Genomic DNA, 22141 nt, shown 5'->3' with positions numbered 1-22141 from the left:
ACATCCTATGATAAGCAAGAAGGTTTTAGACACCTCGAAAGTCAGTTTGTGAACGGGTGATCTTCGTTAATGCGAATTCGTTCAATTTTAGTCGCTTTTCCCGTTTTGTCATCCAATTCGACGAACATGCCGTTGAGCTGCGGCCGGCCCCTTTTTGGCACTTCAAACCGGGTGGGCAAATTAGTATAGAACCGATACAGCACATCCTCTTTTTTCATGCCAAGGATTTCATCATACGGACCTGTCATTCCTGCATCTGTCAAATAAGCAGTACCGCCAGGAAGAATCCGCTCATCGGCAGTCTGTACATGTGTGTGCGTCCCTACTACAACAGACGCTTTTCCATCAAGATGCCAGCCCATCGCAATTTTTTCACTCGTTGCTTCCGCATGGAAATCAACAAAAACAAGCGGCGATGTCTCCAATGCCTGTTCTACTAAATCATCCGCTTTCGCAAAAGGATCATCATGCGGCGGCAGAAATGTGCGGCCATGCAAATTAATTACAGAAAGTGTGACGCCATTTTTCGTGACAGACGTCATTCCTTTGCCTGGCGCCTGTTCAGAGAAGTTTGCCGGCCGGATTAAATAATCGACATCATCAATGAAATCATAAATTTCGCGCTGGTCCCACGTATGATTTCCCATCGTGATGACATCTACGCCGGCATGCAATAAATCATGATAAATAGATTTGGTAATCCCTCTGCCTGAAGCTGCGTTTTCTCCATTTGCGATAATAACATCCGCCTGGTATTTGCGTTTCAGACGCGATAAATAATCTGTCACCATTTCTCTGCCCATCGATCCAACAATATCTCCAATAAAAATTACTTTCATCTGTACTAACCTCTTTCCAAAATGAAAACAGCTTCCAAACGAATCGGAAGCTGTTTTATGTCAGGTATTATTTTGCATATTCTACTGCGCGGGTCTCCCGAATGACCGTCACTTTAATATGCCCCGGGTAATTTAATTCTTCTTCGATCTGTTTTCGGATATCACGTGCCAGACGGTGTGCAGTGATGTCGTCAATTTGTTCAGGTCTGACAATAATACGCACTTCCCGGCCTGCCTGAATAGCAAATGACTTTTCTACACCTTCATATGATTCCGAGATTTCTTCGAGCTTTTGCAGACGTTTAATATAGTTTTCCAATGTTTCGCTTCGTGCACCCGGTCTTGCCGCAGATAATGCATCTGCTGCTGCTACAAGTACAGCGATAACAGATGTTGCCTCTTCATCACCGTGGTGGGAAGCAATACTGTTAATGACAACTGGATGTTCTTTATATTTCACTGCCAGCTCTTTACCAATCTGCACATGACTGCCTTCCACTTCATGGTCAATTGCTTTTCCAATATCGTGAAGTAAACCGGCACGTCTTGCAAGCGTAACGTCTTCTCCGAGCTCCGCTGCAAGTAAGCCTGTCAAATAGGCCACTTCTATGGAGTGCTTCAGAACGTTCTGTCCGTAACTTGTACGGAAGTGCAGACGCCCGAGGATTTTAATCATATCAGGATGCAAGTTGTGAACACCTACATCAAATGTAGTCTGCTCTCCTTTTTCCCGTATGAGCTCGTCCACTTCTCTTCTGGACTTGTCCACCATTTCTTCGATACGCGCAGGATGGATTCGTCCGTCCTGAACCAGTTTTTCAAGAGCCAGCCGTGCTGTTTCTCTGCGTACCGGATCGAAACCGGAAAGAATGACTGCTTCTGGTGTATCGTCAATAATCAGATCAATTCCTGTGAGTGTTTCAAGCGTACGAATATTTCGTCCTTCACGGCCGATGATGCGGCCTTTCATCTCATCATTAGGTAAATTGACGACAGAGACAGTCGTTTCTGCCACATGATCTGCCGCAAACCGCTGCAGTGCCAACGAAAGAATTTCACGAGCTTTTCGCTCAGATTCCTCTTTCGCCCGCTGCTCTGATTCTTTCGTCATGACCGCAATATCTGTTGACAGTTCTTCTTCGACATCTTCCAAGATCACGCGTTTTGCTTCATCTCGGGTAAGAGAAGAAATTCTTTCCAGCTCGGTCTTCTGTTTCGTAACGAGTTCTTCCGCTTTGCGTTCCATCTCTTCAATATGCTGTTGTCTTTCTAATAGCGCTTCTTCTTTGCGCTCTAGACCTGCTTCTCTTTTATTGAGCGCATCATCCTTGCGATCAAGGTTTTCTTCACGCTGTAAGAGACGGTTTTCCTGTTTCTGTAGTTCCGTCCTTCTCTCACGGATTTCTGTTTCTGCTTCAAGCCGCAGTTCGTGAGTTTCATCTTTCGCTTCTAACAGTGCCTCTTTTTTCACTGACTCCGCTTCACGCTTCGCCTCTTCGACGATTTGGCTGGCAGTGTGTTTGGCACCAGTCACTTTTGAATCATTCACATTTTTCAATATAAAAAAGCTAACAACTGCACCGACGATGAGACTTAGCAAAACGGAGATGAGTATTTCAATACCCATTGAGGTCACCTCCTCCTGCTTATTCTTTTCTTTTCAGTCGGCTCGTATAATCAATTTTTGCCGCGGCGAATTTCTTCACGTTACCTATTACCGAAGTTCCCGGTAATGTCCCGAAAATTTGTGAAAACGCCGAAGGCTTAACTTAATCCAACGGGTAGTAGAAACCCTGTTGCTCCGGGACTGTTTTCTATTCATGCCACTACTTTTTACTTAACGTACATAATTGCTGAATTAAGTTAAAATCAACATACCGCCAAAAAAACAATTGATTGGTTTGTTAAATATAGGACGTATATAATACGCCACTTTAATTGTATAGTTGTATTTTTATTGTGTCAAGGAATGATGGATTATTTTTGATTGTCCGGTTTAATTTCACATGGTTTCATATAGATTTTACAGTTGTTTTCTTCTAATCTGCAGAAATTTATTTCAACGTATGAAAAAGACCCCCAATGTTCATTGGCGGGTCTGTGTGAAAAATTATTTTTCTTCCGGCATAAGCAGTAATTCTTCGAGCTCATCTTCTTCGTCATGAGCTGCTATCACATAATTCGTGCTGTCCAAACCATATGATTCACGAATTTTTGCTGCGATTTCATTACGCATGTCTTTGTTTTCCTTCAGGAATTGTTTCGCGTTTTCACGGCCTTGTCCTAAACGCTCTCCTTCGTAGGAATACCAGGCACCACTCTTTTGGACTACTTCCAATTCTGAGCCCAGATCCAGAATTTCACCTTCTTTTGAAATTCCTTCACCATACATAATATCTACTTCTGCAGTACGGAAAGGCGGTGCAACTTTATTTTTCACGACACGAATTCTTGTTTTATTACCCATGATATCGTTCCCTTGCTTGATCGCTTCGCCGCGGCGCACTTCAAGCCGAACGGAAGAATAGAACTTTAACGCGCGGCCGCCCGGCGTAACTTCCGGGTTACCAAACATAACGCCGACTTTTTCACGAATCTGGTTAATGAAAACGGCAATGGTATTCGATTTATTGATGGCGCCTGAAAGCTTACGCAATGCCTGTGACATTAAACGCGCCTGCAAACCAACGTGTGCATCTCCCATTTCGCCTTCAATTTCCGCTTTTGGCACAAGCGCTGCCACGGAGTCAACGACAATGATGTCGACAGCACCTGAACGTACGAGTGCTTCTGCGATTTCCAGTGCCTGCTCGCCTGTATCCGGCTGTGACAGCAGCAATTCATCAATATTGACACCCAGTTTTTGCGCATAGACAGGATCCAGCGCGTGCTCCGCGTCAATGAACGCTGCAGTTCCGCCGCTTGCCTGAACTTCTGCAATTGCGTGCAATGAAACCGTCGTTTTACCCGAACTCTCCGGTCCGTATACTTCAATCACACGTCCGCGCGGATATCCGCCTATTCCAAGTGCCGCATCCAGTGCCAGTGATCCTGAAGATGATGTAGCAATTTGAAGATCGGTCTTTTCTCCAAGTTTCATGACAGAACCTTTACCAAATTGTTTTTCTATTTGTTTTAACGCCATATCTAAAGCCGCTTTACGATTATTCAATCACAATTCCTCCTCAAACTCTATTTCTACTCTTATTATACCTTTTATCCGCGCAATACACAAGAAATAAACGAACGGGTATTCGATTAATTAGAAACAGAAATTGAAAAACAAACCTCATTTACTGGGTGAAATTGATTTTTGACGGCTGAATCGGCAGCAAAATTCAATACTTCAGTTCTTTTTTCTCTTTCATCATCTGAATAAGGTAATGCAGAGCAAACTGCACGGATCTCCTGCGATTGGTGTTGCGGGTTCCCGACAGCTGAAGTTTATAGGCAGCGGTTTTCATGCCTTCTGCAGCGATTCCGATCCAAACCGTTCCAGGCGGCTGCCCGTCATGCGGTTCTGGACCTGCCGCACCCGTCAGTCCGACGCCAAATGTTGTGCCGAAACGTTCTCTGACGCTTTCCGCCATAGCAGCAGCACACTCTGCACTGACAATGCCGTGAAAATCAAACAGTGACGGCAAAATGTCCAGCTGTTCAATTTTCATTTCCTTATTATAGACAACGACGCCGCCTTTTAATGCATTGCCGATACCGGGTTCAGATCCGAGTTCTGCCATGAACATGCCGGAAGTAAGACTTTCAGCAGCAGAAATTGACCAATCATTCTGCAGCAGGAGTTCAGTTGTTTTAGATGCCAGGGTATCATCATCTACACCATAGATGAACTCTCCCACAATCGAACGGATTTCCTGCTCCACAGGCAAGATCAATTTTTGCGCTTCCTCTTCTGTTCTGGCTTTTGCGGTAATTCGCAATTTCACCATTCCCGGCGATGCAAGCGGTGCAATTGTAGGATTTGTCTGTTTTTCTAAGAGAGACTGAATACGGACTTCTAATTCCGATTCTCCGATGCCCTGCAGCTTCAGTACTTTTGAAGAGATGATGTCCTGTCTGCCGTATACTCCGCGCAGATAAGGAATTGCTTCATCTTCAAACATCGGTTCCAATTCATGGGGCGGACCCGGTAATAGAATATATTGTTTTCCATCTTTTTCAATTGCCATGCCAGGCGCCATGCCGTTTCGATTCGGCAGTACGGCAGCCCCTTCCATTACAAGTGCCTGCTGCTTATTATTTTCAGTCATTACTTTCCCGACTTGATCGAAGTACTCAGAAATAGTTTGCATCGCTTTATTATCCAGCACCAGCTCAAGGCCCAATTCCTTTGCGATGGTTTGCTTTGTCAAGTCGTCTTTGGTAGGTCCGAGACCTCCGCTGAAAATAAGGATGTCTGCACGCTGCTGAGCCAATTTTATCGTTTCAGACAACCGCTGCGGATTATCGCCTACCACGGTGTGATAATACACGTCGAATCCAGCCTCTGCCAGCCTTCCAGAAATGAACTTGGCATTCGTATTAGTTATTTGACCAAGCAAAAGTTCTGATCCCACTGCAATAATTTCTGCTTTCATGAATGAATCCCACTCCTCACATTGACTCAACTAACACTTTACGGTTTTTAATGAAATAATCGACTCCTGACCATACGGTAAACACTAATGCGATATATAGCATAATTGTGCCGAATGGAATTCCGATTGCTTCAAAGAAAATATTATGCAATAGAAGGAAGGAAATCGCCAATAATTGCGTGACGGTTTTAATTTTCCCTAATTGATTGGCGGCAACTACTTCTCCGCCGCCCGCTAAGATTAACCGCAATCCTGTAACCGCAAACTCACGGCTAATAATTACGATGACGATCCACGCAGGAGCAGCCCCCATTTCCACCAATAAGATGAATGCCGCGGAGACTAATAATTTATCCGCCAGCGGGTCCAGGAACTTCCCCATATTTGTTACCAGATTATTTTTTCTGGCTAAGTAGCCGTCCAGCCAATCTGTTGTTGATGCGATGATAAAAATAATTGCGCCTACTAAATGTTCTGCCGGCATTTCCACTCCGCCCAGCCGAATCAATCCCCAGCCGAAATCTACTGCAAGAAACAGGATGAAAAAGGGAATCATCAATACTCTGGAGAGCGTAATTTTATTTGGCAAATTCATTGCAAGTCCACCTTCCTGACATTCATGTTGTGCATCTGAATAATAAAATAGTCACCTTTTTAGATGACTATTTTTCTACGGCTTTTTCATAACAATATTTTGTGTAATCAGGTCAGTTGGATAATCCACCCGCTGTCCGTTAACAGTCAATTTTGCAAAGTTCGTGTTACCGACCCGAATTCTCAGACTGTCAGCGTCGTCAGCATCGATCTCAATCGTTTCTCCATCATTCACTACTCTGCCCCTATTATCAGGCATACGTTCTTCGCCGTCCTGATCTGTCACAGAGATCCATGAATTGCCTGTCGTTTTCACGATTACTCTTAATTTGTCGGGGTCTGACACAACAAAAGTAGACGTCTCGCCTGCAGTGGAAGCGTGTTCGAATGGTTTCTTCGGCTTTTCAACTTCAGCAGTATCCGTCTGCGTTAATTCGGACATATCGCCTTGCGGTGTGTCACTTCCAATCCCCGATTCTGCCGCTTTGTCCCTTAGTAACACATAAACTATGACAAATATCATGATAATGAATGCCGCCACAATAATTTTAGGCAATGCCGCTTTTAACTCGCTGTACTGCTTTGTCCCCGCACTGCGCTGCATAGTTGCTGGGGTTACTTTTTCCTGTTCGTCCTGAACAATGCTTTCATATTCCTTCTGATACAGCGACAAAATCTCATCCGCATCCATGTCGACTGAATCAGCATATTGTTTGATGAAAACCCGCACATAAAACGCACCGGGGATCACCTTGAAATCCTCATTTTCAATTGCCGACAGATAACGTTTTTGGATTTTGGTACTGTCCTGCAAATCTTCCAATGTTAATCCTTTTGCAATTCTTGCTTCTTTTAAACGTGCACCGATTCCGAGCAAGTTCAACACCCACCTAACTAATCTCTATCAATTAAACATATCAAATCCGCCCATGGGATTGCGGGTTGACATTTGATCATTCTTTTCCAAGATATCATAAGTAATTTCCTGATCAACGTGTGTCCGCAACTCTATAATGATATCAAAATCGTCAATAGTATATTCGGATTGCTTGACGAACATATCAGGATGTTCAACCACTTTGATCGTAGGCAATCCCATAATTTCACGAACCAGCTGCATATGCCGTTCATCAGACGATTTGCGTGTGACGATCCCATCTAAAATAAAGATGTTATCATCTGAAAACTCATCACCCATCATGCTTGTGCGCACCGTTTGTTTAATCATCGTAGAAGACAGAAACACCCATTTCTTATTGGCACAGACACTCGCTGCCACCACTGATTCCGTCTTGCCTACCCGCGGCATCCCGCGAACACCAATTAACTTATGACCATCCTGTTTAAAGATTTCGGCTAAAAAGTCTACTAGAATTCCCAGTTCACTGCGTATGAACTGGAATGTTTTCCGGTCATCCGTCCCGCGCTGGATATAATGTCCATGACGAACAGCCAGAATATCCCGCAATTTGGGCTCTCTGATCTTATGAATGACAATCGTGTCCATAGTAGACGCGATTAACTCAAAACGTTTAATCTGCTGATCATGATCTGTTTGAACGAGCATGCCGCGATACCTTCCATCTACCCCATTAATGGTTACGATGTCCACGCGCAGCATGCCGAGCAAGGAAGCGATATCGCCCAGCAATCCCGGCCGATTGACTTGAATCTCGTATTCGACATACCACTCTCCCATTCGACACACTCCCTCATATAATCTGTTTTTTTCCAAAATGCGCTACTTTGCATGTAGTTCTATAATAGCGGATACACCGTATGAATTAAAGAAAAAAAGAAAAGGACATCGTGCGCTGTCCTTTTCCCGCAGACTATATGTACCAGCCGCCATTGATTTGAATAATCTCACCAGTCATATAATCCGCTTTTCCGCTCAGCAAAAATTCTGCCATATTCGCTATTTCCTGCGGTGTCCCGACTGACAAGAGCGGGATCTGCTCGAGCACCTGCTGCCGCTCTTCAGCGGAGAACTCCTGATTCATCCTAGTATCAATCCATCCGGGCGCAATGGCATTGACACGAATGCCTGAATAAGCAGCTTCCTTTGCATAGGCTTTAACAAATGCGTGCTGCGCGCCTTTCACCGCTGAATACATGACTTCCCCTGCGGCTCCGGCACTTCCCCAAATCGACCCGATAAACGTTATATAAGACACATTATGCCTGCGCAGTTTTTCAGATAATAATGCGATTAACCTGGCAGGATTTTGTATATGAACCTGCCACAGCTCAGTCATCTCTACTTCCGTTGTATCGGACAACAGTTTCACCAAGGCTTGCCCATTGGCAACAACAATGGCCTGAACGTGCGTAATATCTGCTGCGAGCTTTTCCGCTGCCTGTTCCGCTCTAAAATCTGCCTGAACACTGCGGAACTGTTGGCCGGGATACGCTTTTTTAAGTTCATCCAGCAGCAGATCCAGCTGTTTTTTATTTGTATTATAATGCAAATATAATGACCAGCCAGCTGCAGCCAGCTGTCTGCTGATTACTTCGCCTATTCCGCCTGACGAACCTAAAACGAGAGCGAATCGCAGATTGTTCATTGCGTGCTTGGCGGCAGAATTTTAAAGATGGTGTAGCTGCTGTCATCAGAAATTGTAGAGAATGCCTGCTTTAACTTATCCATTGACAGTTTCTCTAATGTCGGAACGACGTCAAATAAGTTCATTTCGTTAAATTCATATCGGGTATACTGATTAGCGATAAATTCTATAGAATTCAGCGAACGCATAAATTGACCGATTTTCTTTTTGCGCATTCTTTCTAAATCCTCATCCAGCACCGGCCAATTAGTTTTTGCGTCTTTAATTGTTTGACGAATTAATTCTTCTAAACGTTCCGGTTCATCGGTATCTGATCCAACCATTGCAAAACCGTAGCCCTCTTCCATTGAAAACTCATAGGAAAATGATTCATCAACGAGCCCTTCTGCATTGGCTTTTTCATAAAATGAAGAAGTGCGTCCGAAGAGACTGTCAAGGACCAGGTTGGCTGACAATTCCGTTTCCAGCATTTGCTGCCCCTGCTGGTCGACTGCAGTGCACTTCATGCCGATGTTCAGCTTTGGTTTTGAGACATCCATTGTTAAGGTGCGTTCTGGCACATCCACTTCCATAGATTCTGAAGGGAATTTCCGTTCGATCGGTTCAGGCTGATCGAACTTTTTCTTGGCCTGGTTTTCTTTGACAAAAGCCATCATCTCTTCCGGCTCTACAGCGCCAACGATGAACAGCAGCATATTGGACGGATGATAGAACGTTTCATAGCATGTATGCAAATACTCCGCCGTAATATCCTGAATGGACTCTACAGTGCCTGCAATATCAATTTTTACGGGATGATTTTCGTAAAGATTTTCAATTGTGCCGAAATACAAACGCCAATCGGGCTGATCATCATACATTGTAATTTCCTGGGCAATAATCCCTTTTTCTTTATCTACAGTCTGTTTGGTGAAGTACGGGTCTTGAACAAAATCTAACAGCACTTCCGTATTCTCTTTTAATTTATTTGTCGCAGAGAATAAATAAGCAGTTCTGCCGAATGTTGTATAGGCGTTTGCAGAGGCGCCATTCAAACTGAATTTCTGGAATACATCGCCGTCTTCCTTCTCAAACATTTTATGTTCAAGGAAATGTGCGATCCCGTCCGGTACAGTTATGAATTCATCTTTGCCGTGCGGCTTGAATGTACGGTCAATGGATCCGTATTTTGTAGTAAAAGTAACGAATGTTTTAGAAAATCCGCGTTTCGGCAAAATGACGACTTTCAATCCGTTGTCCAATGTTTCCGTATAGATTTTTTCCTGCAGCTGATTAAATACTATTTCTTTCATTTGGATTCATCTCCCTTGCCTGACAGCAGATACACGATTTCAAGCTGAATTGTTTTTGCCATTTCTTTAATATCATCCAGAGTGACAGATTCCCATTTCTTGATCAGTCGCTCTGATGTGAAATTTTCATCGAGCTCTTTGTATTGATCGTAAATTTCAATTTGGCTGCGTGCAGAATCATTTGCACCCAAAATGCTATTTTCAAGGAGTGCAATCGTCTGATTCAACTCGAGTTCGGTTGCTCCGCCATTCTGCAGCGATGTCAGCTGCTCCAGGATTAAGTTAACCGCCTTCTCTTCCAGATCCGCATCTATTCCTGCTGTCACGTAGACAATGCCGTACTGTGAAGCGAATGCACTGTTTGCATAATAGGCCATACTTTCTTTCTCCCGTACGTTCATGAACAGTTTACTGTGCGCAAACCCGCCAAAAATTCCATTCGTCACTTGCATCTTATGGTAGTCGGGATGGCGAAATGAAACCGGTGTATCAAAACCTAAGTGCAGTTTTCCTTGCTTCATATCTTGCTTTTCTCTGACTGTTTTTACTGCATCCGGTGCTGTTACTTCCGGCAACTCGTTTTGAACAGCTGCTTCTCTTGCCGTGAAAGGCAGGAACTGCTTGATCTGTTCAATGATTTCATTCTCATCCACATCACCCACCACATATATATCAATCAAATCATTAGTGATCATATCTTCATATGTAGCATAAAGGCTTTCATGTGTAATTCCTGCCACAGCATCTTCTGTTCCATAAGCTGAAATCGATGCAGGGTGATCAGGACGCATGATCTCCAGCATACGCTTCTGTGCAAAGCGTGTTTTGTCATCATATATCGATCGTATACGGTCACGCACATTTCGCTTTTCTCTTTCCGTCACAGCGGGATCAAATGCGCCGTCTGTAACGTTCGGATCAAATACAACAGAGCGGATCAGCTGCCACAATTGCTTAAAGATATCTTCACCTTCGAAAAACTCATCGTTTACACATTCTGTATAAAGCGAAACAATGTGCTGTGAACTTCGCTTAGAGACATCTGTAAACAATACCGTCCCATAGAGTTCATCGAGCGCCTTGCGCATCTCACTTAACGTTGGATACTGCTTCGTTGTAGCCTCCAGCACATTAGCAAGCACCGTACGTTCAGAAGCCTTCTTCTGATCCAGCGGCGCTTTCCACTTGATCGTCACATTCACTGTTTTAAACTGATCCGTTTTCCGTATATACAAATGAACGCCATTTTGTAATTTTGTTTTATTGAACATACAAACACCTCGTTTACCTTATTATATGTATTCCTAGTCTCACTATACATTTTAGCCGTGGAAATGGAAAATAATACACCTACAAGTGCTGAGAGCGCCGTTTAGCCTCGACAGGTGCTGGAGGCGATAAAAATAAAGGCGCTCTTTGCCTTTAATTTTATTGCTGAAGCAACCCGAGAGGCTGGCGTTCGAAGCCGGGTGACACAAGTGCTGAGAGCGCCGCTTAGCCTCGACAGGTGCTGGAGGCAATAAAAATAAAAGCCGCTCTTTGCTTTTAATTTTATTGCTGAAGCAACCCGAGAGGCTGGCGTTCGAAGCCGGATGACACAAGTGCTGAGAGCGCCGCTTAGCCTCGACAGGTGCTGGAGGCGATAAAAATAAAGGCGCTCTTTGCCTTTAATTTTATTGCTGAAGCAACCCGAGAGGCTGGCGCTCGAAGCCGGATGACACAAGTGCTGAGAGCGCCGCTTAGCCTCGACAGGTGCTGGAGGCGATAAAAATAAAGGCGCTCTTTGCCTTTAATTTTATTGCTGAAGCAACCCGAGAGGTGGTAAAACGCATGCAAACCTGCAAAAGCTATCTGAAGAGCATGTGTCTCCAGATAGCTTTTATGACTGTTATCGGTTTCCTTTTATATACGGCTTACCAATTGCTTTCGGCGCATTCGCTTTTCCAAGGAAGCCGGCCAAAGCAAGTATCGTCAGAACGTAAGGGAATATATGGAAATACACTGCCGGAATATCAGACAGGAATTTAATACTTGAAGAACTGATGGCAAGAGCTTGTGCAAAACCAAAGAATAAAGCTGCACCCATTGCACCAAGCGGATGCCACTTACCAAAAATCATTGCGGCAAGCGCCATAAATCCCTGCCCGTTAATCGTTGCATGTCCAAAATCATTTGTAATCGTCTGAGAGTAGACGGCACCGCCGATTCCGGCAAGCCCTCCCGAGATGATCACTGCGATGTAACGGATTTTTGTTACTTTAATTCCCATCGTATCTGCCGCCATCGGGTGTTCCCCTACTGAACGCAGACGCAGACCAAATGGTGTTTTGTAAATAACGAACCATGCGATAAATGCAACAGCTATCGCAATAATAGAAGACCCGTACACTAATTTAAAGAACATGGGACCGATGATTGGAATATCTTCCAAATACGGCACATTGAAACGCGGGATTTTTTGCTGAATGAAATCCGTCTGCCCTTTGCCGAAGATCATCTTAACAGAGAACAATGCAATAGCAAGACCTAGCATATTGATCGCAACACCCGATACTACCTGATCTGCCCGAAACGATATCGAAGCGATTGCGTGAAGCGTTGCGAACAAAGCTGAGACGATCATCGCAACGATTAGTGACAGCCATGGTGTCCAGGCGCCAAACGTATCGGCAAAGAATAAGTTAAATAAAATACCGATGAATGCCCCCATAATCATGAGACCTTCCAATCCGATGTTGATCACACCGGAACGTTCTGAAAATACGCCGCCGATTGCTGTGAATATAAGAGGAGCCGCTGAAGCAATTGTTATAGGTATGATGAAATATAACACATCTAACATGTCACTTCGCCTCCTTCTTATTACGTAAACGCACAAGTCCTACACGGATGATGTATCCGCAGGCAACAAAGAAAATAACCAATGCAATAATAATAGACACAATTTCTACAGGAATGCCCGCTTCATTCGGCATGTTATTTGCACCGTATTTCAGCGATCCGAACAGTGTAGCACCGAAAATTACGCCAAGCGGAGTATTCGCTCCAAGCAATGCAACTGCGATTCCGTCAAAGCCGATGCCTGTGAAGCCGCCCATTGAAGAAATGTTTCCAAACGTGCCCAATGCCTCCATTGCACCGCCGAGACCCGCGAAGGCACCCGAGATGACCATAGCAAGGACAATATTTTTATTGGCACTCATTCCTGCATATTGTGCAGCATTTTCATTAAAGCCAACAGATTTTAATTCAAATCCTGTTTTGGTTTTCTCTAAAATGAACCACATGACAATGACCATCGCTAAGGCGATAAAAATTCCATAGTGCAAAGTAGAATAATCCGTTAAATTAGATAGAAATTCTGACCGGAGGGATGCCGATTCGTGAATACGGTCTAATTTGAATCCGCCGCCGGAAAGCGTTTTGATTAATGCGTTTACTATATGTAATGCAATATAGTTCATCATGATCGTAACAATAACTTCATGGACTTTCAAAGTGGCTTTTAAAATACCAGGGATCAGACCCCAAAGTGCCCCTGCAGCAGCGGCAGCAAGGAGCGCAAGCGGCAAGTGAATTATTTTCGGCAGTTCGAATGCCATTCCTACATATGCTGCGGCAAACCAGCCGACAATCAATTGTCCTTCCACCCCGATATTAAACAGCCCTGTTCTAAATGCGAATGCAACGGCAAGTCCCGCAAGTAAGTAGGGGCTAATCTGACGAATTGTCTCGCCGATTGCATAAGAATCACCAAAAATACCATTCCACAATGCTGTATAACCGGCAACCGGATTATAGTCACTGACCAGCATTACAATCGCGCCTACAAGCAGACCTAAAATGATCGAAATTACCGGCACCAAAATATTGATCACTTTATTCGACATGATGATCATCACCGTCCTTCTCTGCGGCTATTACTTTCTTTTCAGCCACATCTTTTGAATGGCCCGCCATCATCAATCCGAGTGCCTGTTCAGTTGTTTCCTGCGGCACCACTGTGCCTACTATCGCTCCATCGTAAATAACTGCAATCCGATCGGAAACGTTCATGACTTCATCTAATTCAAATGTAATCAGCAGAACCGCCTTGCCGCTGTCTCGCTGTTCAATGAGGCGGCGATGAATAAATTCTATGGCCCCCACGTCCAGACCGCGTGTCGGCAGTGCAGCAATCAACAGATCAGGATTTCGCTTAACTTCCCGGCCAATAATCAATTTCTGCTGGTTTCCCCCGGACAATGCCCGTGCCAATTCATGAGTTCCTTGCGTTCTGACGTCGTATTCCTTAATCAGCTCTTCCGCTTTCTCATTCACCACTTTATAATTCATAATACCGCCTTTGGAAAAAGGTTCATGATAATACGATTGAAGTGCGGTATTATAGCCGACTGAAAAATCTAATATAAGTCCATGTTTGTGGCGGTCTTGCGGAATATGTCCAAGACCTTTTTCTGTTATTTCTCTTGGCTTTTTATTGGTTATGTTTTCATTATTAAGATAGATTTTCCCGCTTTTAACTTTCGCCAGACCGGTGATTGCTTCTATTAACTCGGATTGTCCGTTGCCGTCAATCCCTGCAATCCCGACTATTTCTCCGCGTCGAACAGAAAGATTCAAGCCCTTCAGTTTATCTACACCGCGATAATCAGTAACGACGAGATCCTCAATTTTCAATACTTCCTCTTTCGGATCGGCGGGCCCTTTTTCAGTTTTGAACGTTACTTGACGTCCTACCATCAGAGTGGCCAGTTCTTCCGGATTCGTTTCCGCTGTAATGACGGTGCCGATCCCTTTACCTTTGCGTATAACGGTTACTTTGTCTGTCACATTCATGATTTCTGCCAATTTGTGTGTAATCAGGATGATCGACTTTCCTTCTGAAACCAGCTTGCGCATGATATTCAGCAGTTCATCGATTTCTTGCGGTGTCAAAGAAGCGGTCGGCTCATCGAATATCAATATGTCTGCACCGCGATAAAGTGTTTTCAGAATCTCGACACGCTGCTGCATACCTACAGAAATATCTTCAATTTTCGCGTACGGGTCAACATCTAGCCCATACATCTTTGAAATTTCAGCCACTTTTTTTGCAGAATCTTTAATATTGATGATTCCGGATTTCGTCGGCTCACTGCCTAAGATAATATTCTCGGTAACGGTCAGATTTTCCACAAGCATAAAGTGCTGATGGACCATCCCGATTCCCAGATCATTCGCCACGTTCGGATCTGAAATCTCAACTTTTTTCCCATGCACCCGGATTTCTCCGCCGTCTGGCTGGTACAGTCCGAATAATACGTTCATTAAAGTAGACTTCCCTGCACCGTTTTCACCAAGCAGTGCATGGATCTCCCCTTTTTTCAATTGCAGCGTAATATGATCATTCGCATAAAAGTTTCCGAACTTTTTGGAGACTTCCAGCATTTCAATTACATAATCCATTCCAATCACTTCCCTGCCTGTAATAGAATTTATAAGAACTGAGCGGTTCGGCTCTTGTGTTGAATAATACGTGAAAAAACCTCCAAGTGACAAGTGGAAAGCATTTACACAAGATGTGAAGCATACCTACGTATTTTCTATATTATTTCCTTATTAATCTTACAAATTAATAAAATAAAAGTTCCGGACCAATATGTCAGAGAACCTTTATTTTATTAATTTAATGAAATAAAGGCCGATTTGAAACCGGCCTTTATTGTTTTGAGAGCTTATTTCTTTTTTTCTACAAACTCAGGTACTTCAATTTCGCCATCCGCGATCTTTTGAGCATACTCGTCAATTTGATCTGTTACTTCCTTTGGAATGGCACCGCGTGAATCAGCAAGTTTAAGTCCGTTATCCTGGAGACCGTAAACCTTTGTTTCTCCCCCTGGGAAATTACCTTCCATTGCCAATTTCGCGATATCTTTAACCGCTACGTCAACACGCTTCAGCATAGATGTAAGTGTAACGTTATCATCTCCGACTTTACCTTCTTCATACTGGTCAGAGTCAACACCTATTACCCAGACATATGCATCTTTATCAGCCTGCTTACGCTCTTTTGCTTCAGAGAATACACCATTGCCTGTACCGCCCGCAGCGTGGAAAATAATATCAACGCCTGAAGAGTACATACGGCCAGCTTCTGCTTTACCAAGTTCCGCTTTATCAAATGCACCTACATATTTAGAGTCTACTTTGATTTCGGGCTTGACTGCTTTAACGCCTTCAATGAATCCGGCTTCAAAACGTTCGATTACCGGGTTGTCCATACCGCCGATGAAACCAACTTTATTCGATTTTGTCATTAACCCAGCTGCTACCCCGGCTAAGTATCCGCCTTCTTGTTCTTTAAAGAGGATACTTGCTACGTTCGGCGCATCTACTTCACCATCAATAATCGAGAATTGAGTATCTTTTTGTTGCGCTGCAATATCAGCAATTGCATCTTCCATTAAGAAACCTACTCCGAAAATCAAGTTGAAATCACGACGTGCCAAGTTATTAAGGTTCGTTGTATAATCTCCCGGGCCAGTTGACTGAAGGTAATCGTACCCCCCGGTTCCTTTTTCCCATCCTTGTTCTTCACCGAACTCCTTAACGCCTGTCCATGCAGACTGGTTGAATGATTTATCATCAATTCCACCTACGTCCGTTACCATGGCAAGTGAGAATTCGCTCTTTTCACCGTCATTCCCCGCAGCCGGTTTTTCCCCAGCTTCGTTCTTGCCCTTATCATCAGAACCACATGCTGCCAGCATTGTGCCTGCGGCTAGCACTAAAGACATAGCCAGACCGAATTTTCTCTTTTTCATCAACAATGACCTCCCCTTAAATAATTTTGGTATGAAATCAGGACGTTATACGTCTTATACCCGGTTATGCCTATTTAAAGCAAATTAATTGCCATTTCCCAGTGAATAATAGAACCTTCAATCATTATTCGCTGTTATGTTGTCGGTAATATGATTACTTAGGCAAAAATGCATTGTATGAGAGCGCTTTACCAGATTCTAAATATGAGATAATCTGCTTTTTGCATTTCCCTGGAACACACATTTCCTTCCGCCTTTACTATATCATTTTCTTAGGCGGAAGGAAATATCTAGTTAAAATCACGGACATTTTCGATTTATTCATCTATTCCGTCAGCCATCACAAGTCAAGTTCTGACTGACCGATCATTACCTGTCTTGGTTTACTGCCCTCCGGCGGCCCGACAACACCCCGGGCTTCCATCTGATCGACAATACGGGCAGCTCTCGCGTATCCTACCCGGAACCGGCGCTGAATCATCGACACGGAAGCGGTCTGCATATCCACTACCATTTGGACCGCCTCATCGTATAAATCATCGGTTTCTTCATGCGGTGCGACTACTTCCACCTCAGTGGGAATCATTTCTTCCTGATATTGTGCTTTTTGCTGTTCAATAACGAAATTGACTACCGATTCGACTTCTTCATCCGAAACAAAAGCACCTTGGATACGTGTCGGTTTCGAAGCTCCGGCAGGCAGGAATAACATATCTCCGCGCCCCAGCAGCTTTTCTGCACCACTTCCATCAAGAATAGTCCGTGAATCAATAGCTGAAGATACCGCAAAAGCAATACGGGAAGGAATATTTGCTTTAATGATCCCCGTAATAACATCAACACTCGGACGCTGTGTTGCGATAATCAGGTGTATGCCTGCCGCTCTCGCCATTTGTGCCAGTCTGGTGATGGAGTCTTCGACATCACTTGACGCAACCATCATCAAGTCGGCCAGTTCATCAACGATTACTACAATATACGGCATGCGTGGATGTTTCTCGTCATGCTCTTCATTCCACTGTTCAATATGATTATTATACCCTTCAATATTTCGGGTACCTGTATGAGAAAACAATTCATATCTGCGTTCCATTTCAGATACCACACGCTGCAGTGCCTGTGCTGCTTTTCGCGGATCGGTAACGACAGGGGCCAATAAATGCGGTATCCCATTGAAGACGTTCAGTTCTACCATTTTCGGATCGATCATCATCATTTTTACTTCATGCGGCTTCGCCCGCATGATGATGCTCATAATTATTCCATTTACACAGACACTTTTCCCGCTTCCTGTCGCTCCAGCAATTAATACGTGAGGCATTTTATTGAGTTCGGTCATCATCGCCTGTCCGGTTACATCACGGCCAAGTCCGACAAGCAGCTTGGATTGTGCACGATTGTTTTCTTTTGATTCAAGCACTTCACGCAGGCTGACCATTGCCACTGCATGATTCGGCACTTCAATCCCTACTGCTGATTTCCCTGGAATTGGAGCCTCGATACGAATACCGCTTGCCGCCAGCGCCAAAGCAATATCATCTGCCAGACTGACGATTCGGCTTACTTTAACACCGGAATCAGGAAGAATCTCATATTTGGTTACAGCTGGGCCTAAATGTACTTGAGTGACACGCGCCTTCACCCCGAAGCTAAGGAATGTTTTCTCCAGTTTCTTAGCATTTGCCTGAATCAGATCGTACTCTCCTGACTGATCACTTGACACAGGCGGTTCAAGTAAACTCGTTGACGGAAGTATATATGCTTCATTTTCCTGTTCTCCGCCCATCACCGGAAAATCAGCTGCCGGATCTTTTAGGTCTGCTTCCGGCGTTTCTTCTTTAGTCTCATTACTTTCCTCTGCTTTTTCGAGCGGAGGCGCTTGTTCTATTTTTGATGTGAAACTTGAAATAATCGGTTCACTGACGGGCTCCGGCTCTACTGGAATCATTTCTGCCACAGTCGGCTCCGCCGTTTTCTGTTTCGACTTTCTGCTGCTGCGCATACCTTCTTTACGCTGTGCTTCCGGTGACTTAACAGGCTTCTTTTCCCGTGCTGCCCACTTTTTCTTCACACTATTAATAAAGATGGGTGTCTGTTCAACCAGATACGGAATTAGCGCCTTGCCTGTCAGCAGGATAATACCGATCAAGAGCAGCAGCACCCCCGCTACTGTGGCGCCTGAGGAATCTACGAGTGAGTAGAACATTGCAAACAACACAGCCCCCAGCATACCGCCGCCCAATGTGCCTGTCTGATCGTGGATTCCTCCGTTGGTAACAAGAACCTTCCACGTTTCCTTCAGCGCGGAATTCGACATTAGTACTTTACTTTCATACAAAGTCTGAAACAGATGGACATGACTGAACAGCAGCATACTGGCTAAAATAAATAGACAGCCGATTACGATGCGATGCTTGTATCCGCCAACCTGCCGTTTAATCATAAATATTAATGCCTGCACAATAATTAAAAATGGCAGAGCCACATACCAGTTCCCTAATAAAAACCTGGAGAATGCTGAAAGTCCGCTGCCAATTATTCCGAACTCAAATATCATGATGATCGCTATGCCAATTAGTACGACACCCAGTATTTCAAACCAAAGCGGCTGCATCTGACTTTGCTGTTTTTTTTGTTGTTTTTTCTTTGCCGGGGCTCTCTTTTTTGCCCGTTTCTTCGCCATTTGCCAACCCCCTTTCTGAAAAAAAGATTTCCAGCCAAGAAGGCATGGAAATCCACTGGTTAGTTAATTTATCACCGAACGATGCGGATTAGTATTCCATAATGATGGGAATAATCATCGGGCGTCTCTTCGTTTGCTGATACAAATAAGAACTTAACGTTTCACGGATCTCTTGTTTAATGTTTGTCCATTCAAACGTTTCTTTATTCACATACTTCTCGACAATCTTACGAATAAGCTTTGTCGCTTCTTCAAACAGTTCTTCCGAATCACGAACGTAGACGAAGCCTCTTGAAACGACTTCAGGACCTGCAGCAATTCGCTTTTGCTTTCTGTTTAACGTGACGACGACTGTAAAAATCCCGTCTTGTGATAGTAGCTTACGGTCACGCAAGACGATATTCCCTACGTCACCTACACCAATACCATCAATCAGAACATTGCCCGCCTGAACTCTTCCGGCCATGCGAAGTTTGTCATTCTTGAATTCTACAATATCGCCTTTGTCTGCAATGAAGATGCGGTTTTTCGGCAAACCGACTTCTTGTGCCAGCTTGGAATGTGCAATCAGCATACGGTATTCACCTTGAATTGGAATAAAGTATTTTGGCTGCATCAAGTTCAGCATCATTTTCAAGTCTTCCGCAGAGCCGTGGCCCGAAACGTGCACATTACGAGTGGAAGTCAGGACAGTTGCGCCTGCTTTAGACAGTTCATTCATCATCTTATACATGGAAATCTCCATGACAGGCGACGGAGTAAATGTGATCAGCACGGTATCTGTGTTCTTAATATTGATTTCTCTATGATGTTTGCGTACGATCTTTTCCAGCGCATCCAGCGGTTCACCCTGGTTGCCCGTTACGATAATGACTATATCCTGGTCATCATGGTTATCCATATCTTTCACCGGAATCACAATATCCTCTTCCACCTGTAAATAGCCAAGGCGAATTCCTACCTCAAAATAGCTTTCCAGACTTTTACCGATGACCGCAACTTTCTTTTTCTTTGCGGCTGCCTGGTCAAGGACTTGCTGGATTCTGATGAAGTTTGATGCATATAACGCCACCAATATTCGCCCTTGCGCTTCATGGAACGTTTTGGACAGACGTTTTTCGATCACAGACTCGGATGTTGTATAGCCCGGACGCTCTGCTTCCGTAGAATCTGACATCAGAATAAAGACGCCTTCTTCACCAAGGGCAGCCATTTTTGCAAAATCAGGACGATACTTTCCTTTTGCAGCCTGGTCGAATTTAAATTCACCCGTATTGACGATTGCACCTTCACTCGTGTGAAAAACGATTCCTAAAGAGTCTGGAATACTGTGCGTCGTGTAAAAGAATGTTACATGCGTGCGCTTGAAATTCATACGGCTTTTATTAGTCACTTCAAAGAATCGGACATTAGACGGTGCAGGCATTTTTTTCAAATGCTCTTTCGCCAAAGCTAATGTTAATTTCGTTCCGTAAACCGGGGCTTGTACTTTTTGCAACAGATATGCAATGGATCCAATTGCATCTTCATGGCCGTGCGTTAAGAAGATCCCTTTCACCCGGTCTTTATTTTCTTCCAGATACGTCATATCAGGTATAACGAAGTCAATTCCAAGCATTTCTGTTTCCGGGAACATTAATCCAGAATCCATAATAAACAGTTCATCATCGATTTCAACGATGTACATGGATTTTCCGATTTCCCCTACTCCACCCAGTGGAATCACTCTAATTATTTCATTTTGTATTTTGGTCACATTGTTTCCTCCTATATTCTATTCCCGCCCACAACGACTAAACTCCATTATACGAGATAACAGGTGCTCAGTACAAACAAAAAAAGCCGGATTGGTCGTCCGGCTTTAGTTTATTACACATTTCCCGTTTTTTTATGAAAGTTTTCGAGTGCTGCATCGATCAGCGATGCTTCATCTGCATCCATTGCAACGAGCGGCAAACGCACGCCGCCGGCAGATACACCGGCCCTTTTCAATGCGTATTTTACAGGCGCCGGATTCGGAGCAGAGAAAAGCGCCTTGAATACCGGCAATAAAGAACGGTGGATATCCGCAGCCTCTTTTAATCTGCCATTTTGGAACGCCTGAATCATTTGCTGCATTTCATTGCCAACCACATGGGACGAAACGGATATAATTCCTCTTCCTCCGATTGAAAGCAATGGCAACGTCAAGCTGTCATCACCGCTGTATACTTCAAAATCTTCAGCTGTACCTTCAATGATCTCAGCCATTTGCTCAAGACTTCCGCTGGCTTCTTTAACCGCTTTGATATTATCGATTTTTGATAATGCAATAACCGTCTCAGGAAGAAGGTTGACGATAGACCTGCTTGGAATATTATAAAGCAACACCGGCAATGTCGTGACACCCGCTATTTTCGAAAAATGCGCGTACATACCTTTTTGATCAGGCTTGTTGTAGTAGGGGGTCACAAGCATTATTCCGTCAGCGCTAGACAATTCGGCAGCTTTCGTCAATTCCATTGACTCGGCTGTATTGTTTGTCCCTGTACCCGCAATGACGGGAATCCGCTTATTTACCGTTTTTACTACAAAATCAAGCAATTCCTTTTTTTCCTCCGCAGTAAGTGTCGGTGATTCACCGGTCGTACCGCTGACGATGACTGAATCTGTCCCATTTGCGATTAAATGCTCAAGCAGTTTTGCTGTCTGCTCATAATCAATCGTACCGTCAGGAAAAAAAGGAGTGACCATTGCTGTTCCGATATTTCCAAGTTGCACATTGA

17 protein-coding genes are annotated in these 22141 nt (G+C 44.1%); all 17 read right to left on the bottom strand.

What is annotated here, in order from left to right; all coding sequences use genetic code 11:
* Positions 1–41: 41 nt before the first annotated feature.
* The 17 genes from SporoP37_RS14930 to dapA all read right to left on the bottom strand — a co-directional run bounded on the left by SporoP37_RS14930 (position 42) and on the right by dapA (position 22136).
* Positions 42–839, bottom strand: coding sequence for a TIGR00282 family metallophosphoesterase (locus tag SporoP37_RS14930; protein WP_085431348.1), 798 nt, complete (start codon positions 837–839; stop codon positions 42–44).
* 67 nt (positions 840–906) lie between these two features.
* On the bottom strand, positions 907–2466 hold the full coding sequence (gene rny / locus SporoP37_RS14925; RefSeq protein ID WP_081244424.1) for a ribonuclease Y: 1560 nt from the start codon (positions 2464–2466) through the stop codon (positions 907–909).
* A 483-nt stretch (positions 2467–2949) separates the two neighbouring features.
* A complete protein-coding gene (gene recA / locus SporoP37_RS14920) occupies positions 2950–4011 on the bottom strand; it encodes a recombinase RecA (RefSeq protein ID WP_081244423.1) in 1062 nt (353 codons plus the stop codon).
* A gap of 166 nt (positions 4012–4177) precedes the next feature.
* Positions 4178–5434, bottom strand: coding sequence for a competence/damage-inducible protein A (locus SporoP37_RS14915; RefSeq protein ID WP_081244422.1), 1257 nt, complete (start codon positions 5432–5434; stop codon positions 4178–4180).
* Between the two features lie 16 nt (positions 5435–5450).
* Positions 5451–6029: a CDP-diacylglycerol--glycerol-3-phosphate 3-phosphatidyltransferase gene (gene pgsA, locus SporoP37_RS14910; protein ID WP_081244421.1), complete on the bottom strand. Its 579-nt coding sequence runs from the start codon at positions 6027–6029 to the stop codon at positions 5451–5453.
* 75 nt (positions 6030–6104) lie between these two features.
* Positions 6105–6905: a helix-turn-helix domain-containing protein gene (locus tag SporoP37_RS14905; protein WP_158233578.1), complete on the bottom strand. Its 801-nt coding sequence runs from the start codon at positions 6903–6905 to the stop codon at positions 6105–6107.
* Between the two features lie 27 nt (positions 6906–6932).
* Complete coding sequence (locus SporoP37_RS14900) at positions 6933–7727, bottom strand: DUF3388 domain-containing protein (RefSeq protein WP_085431347.1); 795 nt, start codon at positions 7725–7727, stop codon at positions 6933–6935.
* 133 nt (positions 7728–7860) lie between these two features.
* Positions 7861–8595, bottom strand: coding sequence for an elongation factor P 5-aminopentanone reductase (gene ymfI / locus SporoP37_RS14895; protein ID WP_081244418.1), 735 nt, complete (start codon positions 8593–8595; stop codon positions 7861–7863).
* Positions 8592–9887, bottom strand: a complete 1296-nt coding sequence (gene yfmH / locus SporoP37_RS14890) for an EF-P 5-aminopentanol modification-associated protein YfmH (RefSeq protein ID WP_081244417.1) — start codon at positions 9885–9887, stop codon at positions 8592–8594. Before yfmH ends, ymfI begins: the two co-directional genes overlap by 4 nt.
* A complete protein-coding gene (gene yfmF / locus SporoP37_RS14885) occupies positions 9884–11158 on the bottom strand; it encodes an EF-P 5-aminopentanol modification-associated protein YfmF (RefSeq protein WP_081244416.1) in 1275 nt (424 codons plus the stop codon). Before yfmF ends, yfmH begins: the two co-directional genes overlap by 4 nt.
* 617 nt (positions 11159–11775) lie before the next feature.
* Positions 11776–12729, bottom strand: coding sequence for an ABC transporter permease (locus SporoP37_RS14880; protein WP_081244415.1), 954 nt, complete (start codon positions 12727–12729; stop codon positions 11776–11778).
* 1 nt (position 12730) lies between these two features.
* The gene (locus tag SporoP37_RS14875) at positions 12731–13777 is read right to left on the bottom strand and encodes an ABC transporter permease (protein WP_085431832.1); all 1047 of its coding nucleotides are present in this window, start codon (positions 13775–13777) and stop codon (positions 12731–12733) included.
* Complete coding sequence (locus SporoP37_RS14870; protein ID WP_081244414.1) at positions 13767–15335, bottom strand: ABC transporter ATP-binding protein; 1569 nt, start codon at positions 15333–15335, stop codon at positions 13767–13769. Before SporoP37_RS14870 ends, SporoP37_RS14875 begins: the two co-directional genes overlap by 11 nt.
* Before the next feature lie 269 nt (positions 15336–15604).
* On the bottom strand, positions 15605–16693 hold the full coding sequence (locus tag SporoP37_RS14865; RefSeq protein WP_081244413.1) for a BMP family lipoprotein: 1089 nt from the start codon (positions 16691–16693) through the stop codon (positions 15605–15607).
* Positions 16694–17033: 340 nt separating this feature from the next.
* On the bottom strand, positions 17034–19376 hold the full coding sequence (locus tag SporoP37_RS14860; RefSeq protein ID WP_085431346.1) for a DNA translocase FtsK: 2343 nt from the start codon (positions 19374–19376) through the stop codon (positions 17034–17036).
* A gap of 88 nt (positions 19377–19464) precedes the next feature.
* A complete protein-coding gene (locus tag SporoP37_RS14855) occupies positions 19465–21132 on the bottom strand; it encodes a ribonuclease J (protein ID WP_081244411.1) in 1668 nt (555 codons plus the stop codon).
* A 113-nt stretch (positions 21133–21245) separates the two neighbouring features.
* The gene (gene dapA / locus SporoP37_RS14850; protein ID WP_099662713.1) at positions 21246–22136 is read right to left on the bottom strand and encodes a 4-hydroxy-tetrahydrodipicolinate synthase; all 891 of its coding nucleotides are present in this window, start codon (positions 22134–22136) and stop codon (positions 21246–21248) included.
* Positions 22137–22141: the final 5 nt, after the last annotated feature.

The sequence above is a fragment of the Sporosarcina sp. P37 genome (assembly GCF_002109365.1).
Classification (GTDB): domain Bacteria; phylum Bacillota; class Bacilli; order Bacillales_A; family Planococcaceae; genus Sporosarcina.
Note: the sequence above shows the minus strand (reverse complement) of the source record. Positions and strands in the feature narration are given on the sequence as shown.

Coding starts and splice junctions, on each gene's coding strand:
- SporoP37_RS14930 (WP_085431348.1), bottom strand. CDS start 839: ATGAAAGTAATTTTTATTGGAGATATTGTTGGATCGATGGGCAGAGAA.
- rny (WP_081244424.1), bottom strand. CDS start 2,466: ATGGGTATTGAAATACTCATCTCCGTTTTGCTAAGTCTCATCGTCGGT.
- SporoP37_RS14915 (WP_081244422.1), bottom strand. CDS start 5,434: ATGAAAGCAGAAATTATTGCAGTGGGATCAGAACTTTTGCTTGGTCAA.
- pgsA (WP_081244421.1), bottom strand. CDS start 6,029: ATGAATTTGCCAAATAAAATTACGCTCTCCAGAGTATTGATGATTCCC.
- SporoP37_RS14900 (WP_085431347.1), bottom strand. CDS start 7,727: ATGGGAGAGTGGTATGTCGAATACGAGATTCAAGTCAATCGGCCGGGA.
- ymfI (WP_081244418.1), bottom strand. CDS start 8,595: ATGAACAATCTGCGATTCGCTCTCGTTTTAGGTTCGTCAGGCGGAATA.
- yfmH (WP_081244417.1), bottom strand. CDS start 9,887: ATGAAAGAAATAGTATTTAATCAGCTGCAGGAAAAAATCTATACGGAA.
- yfmF (WP_081244416.1), bottom strand. CDS start 11,158: ATGTTCAATAAAACAAAATTACAAAATGGCGTTCATTTGTATATACGG.
- SporoP37_RS14880 (WP_081244415.1), bottom strand. CDS start 12,729: ATGTTAGATGTGTTATATTTCATCATACCTATAACAATTGCTTCAGCG.
- SporoP37_RS14875 (WP_085431832.1), bottom strand. CDS start 13,777: ATGTCGAATAAAGTGATCAATATTTTGGTGCCGGTAATTTCGATCATT.
- SporoP37_RS14870 (WP_081244414.1), bottom strand. CDS start 15,335: ATGGATTATGTAATTGAAATGCTGGAAGTCTCCAAAAAGTTCGGAAAC.
- SporoP37_RS14865 (WP_081244413.1), bottom strand. CDS start 16,693: ATGAAAAAGAGAAAATTCGGTCTGGCTATGTCTTTAGTGCTAGCCGCA.
- SporoP37_RS14860 (WP_085431346.1), bottom strand. CDS start 19,376: ATGGCGAAGAAACGGGCAAAAAAGAGAGCCCCGGCAAAGAAAAAACAA.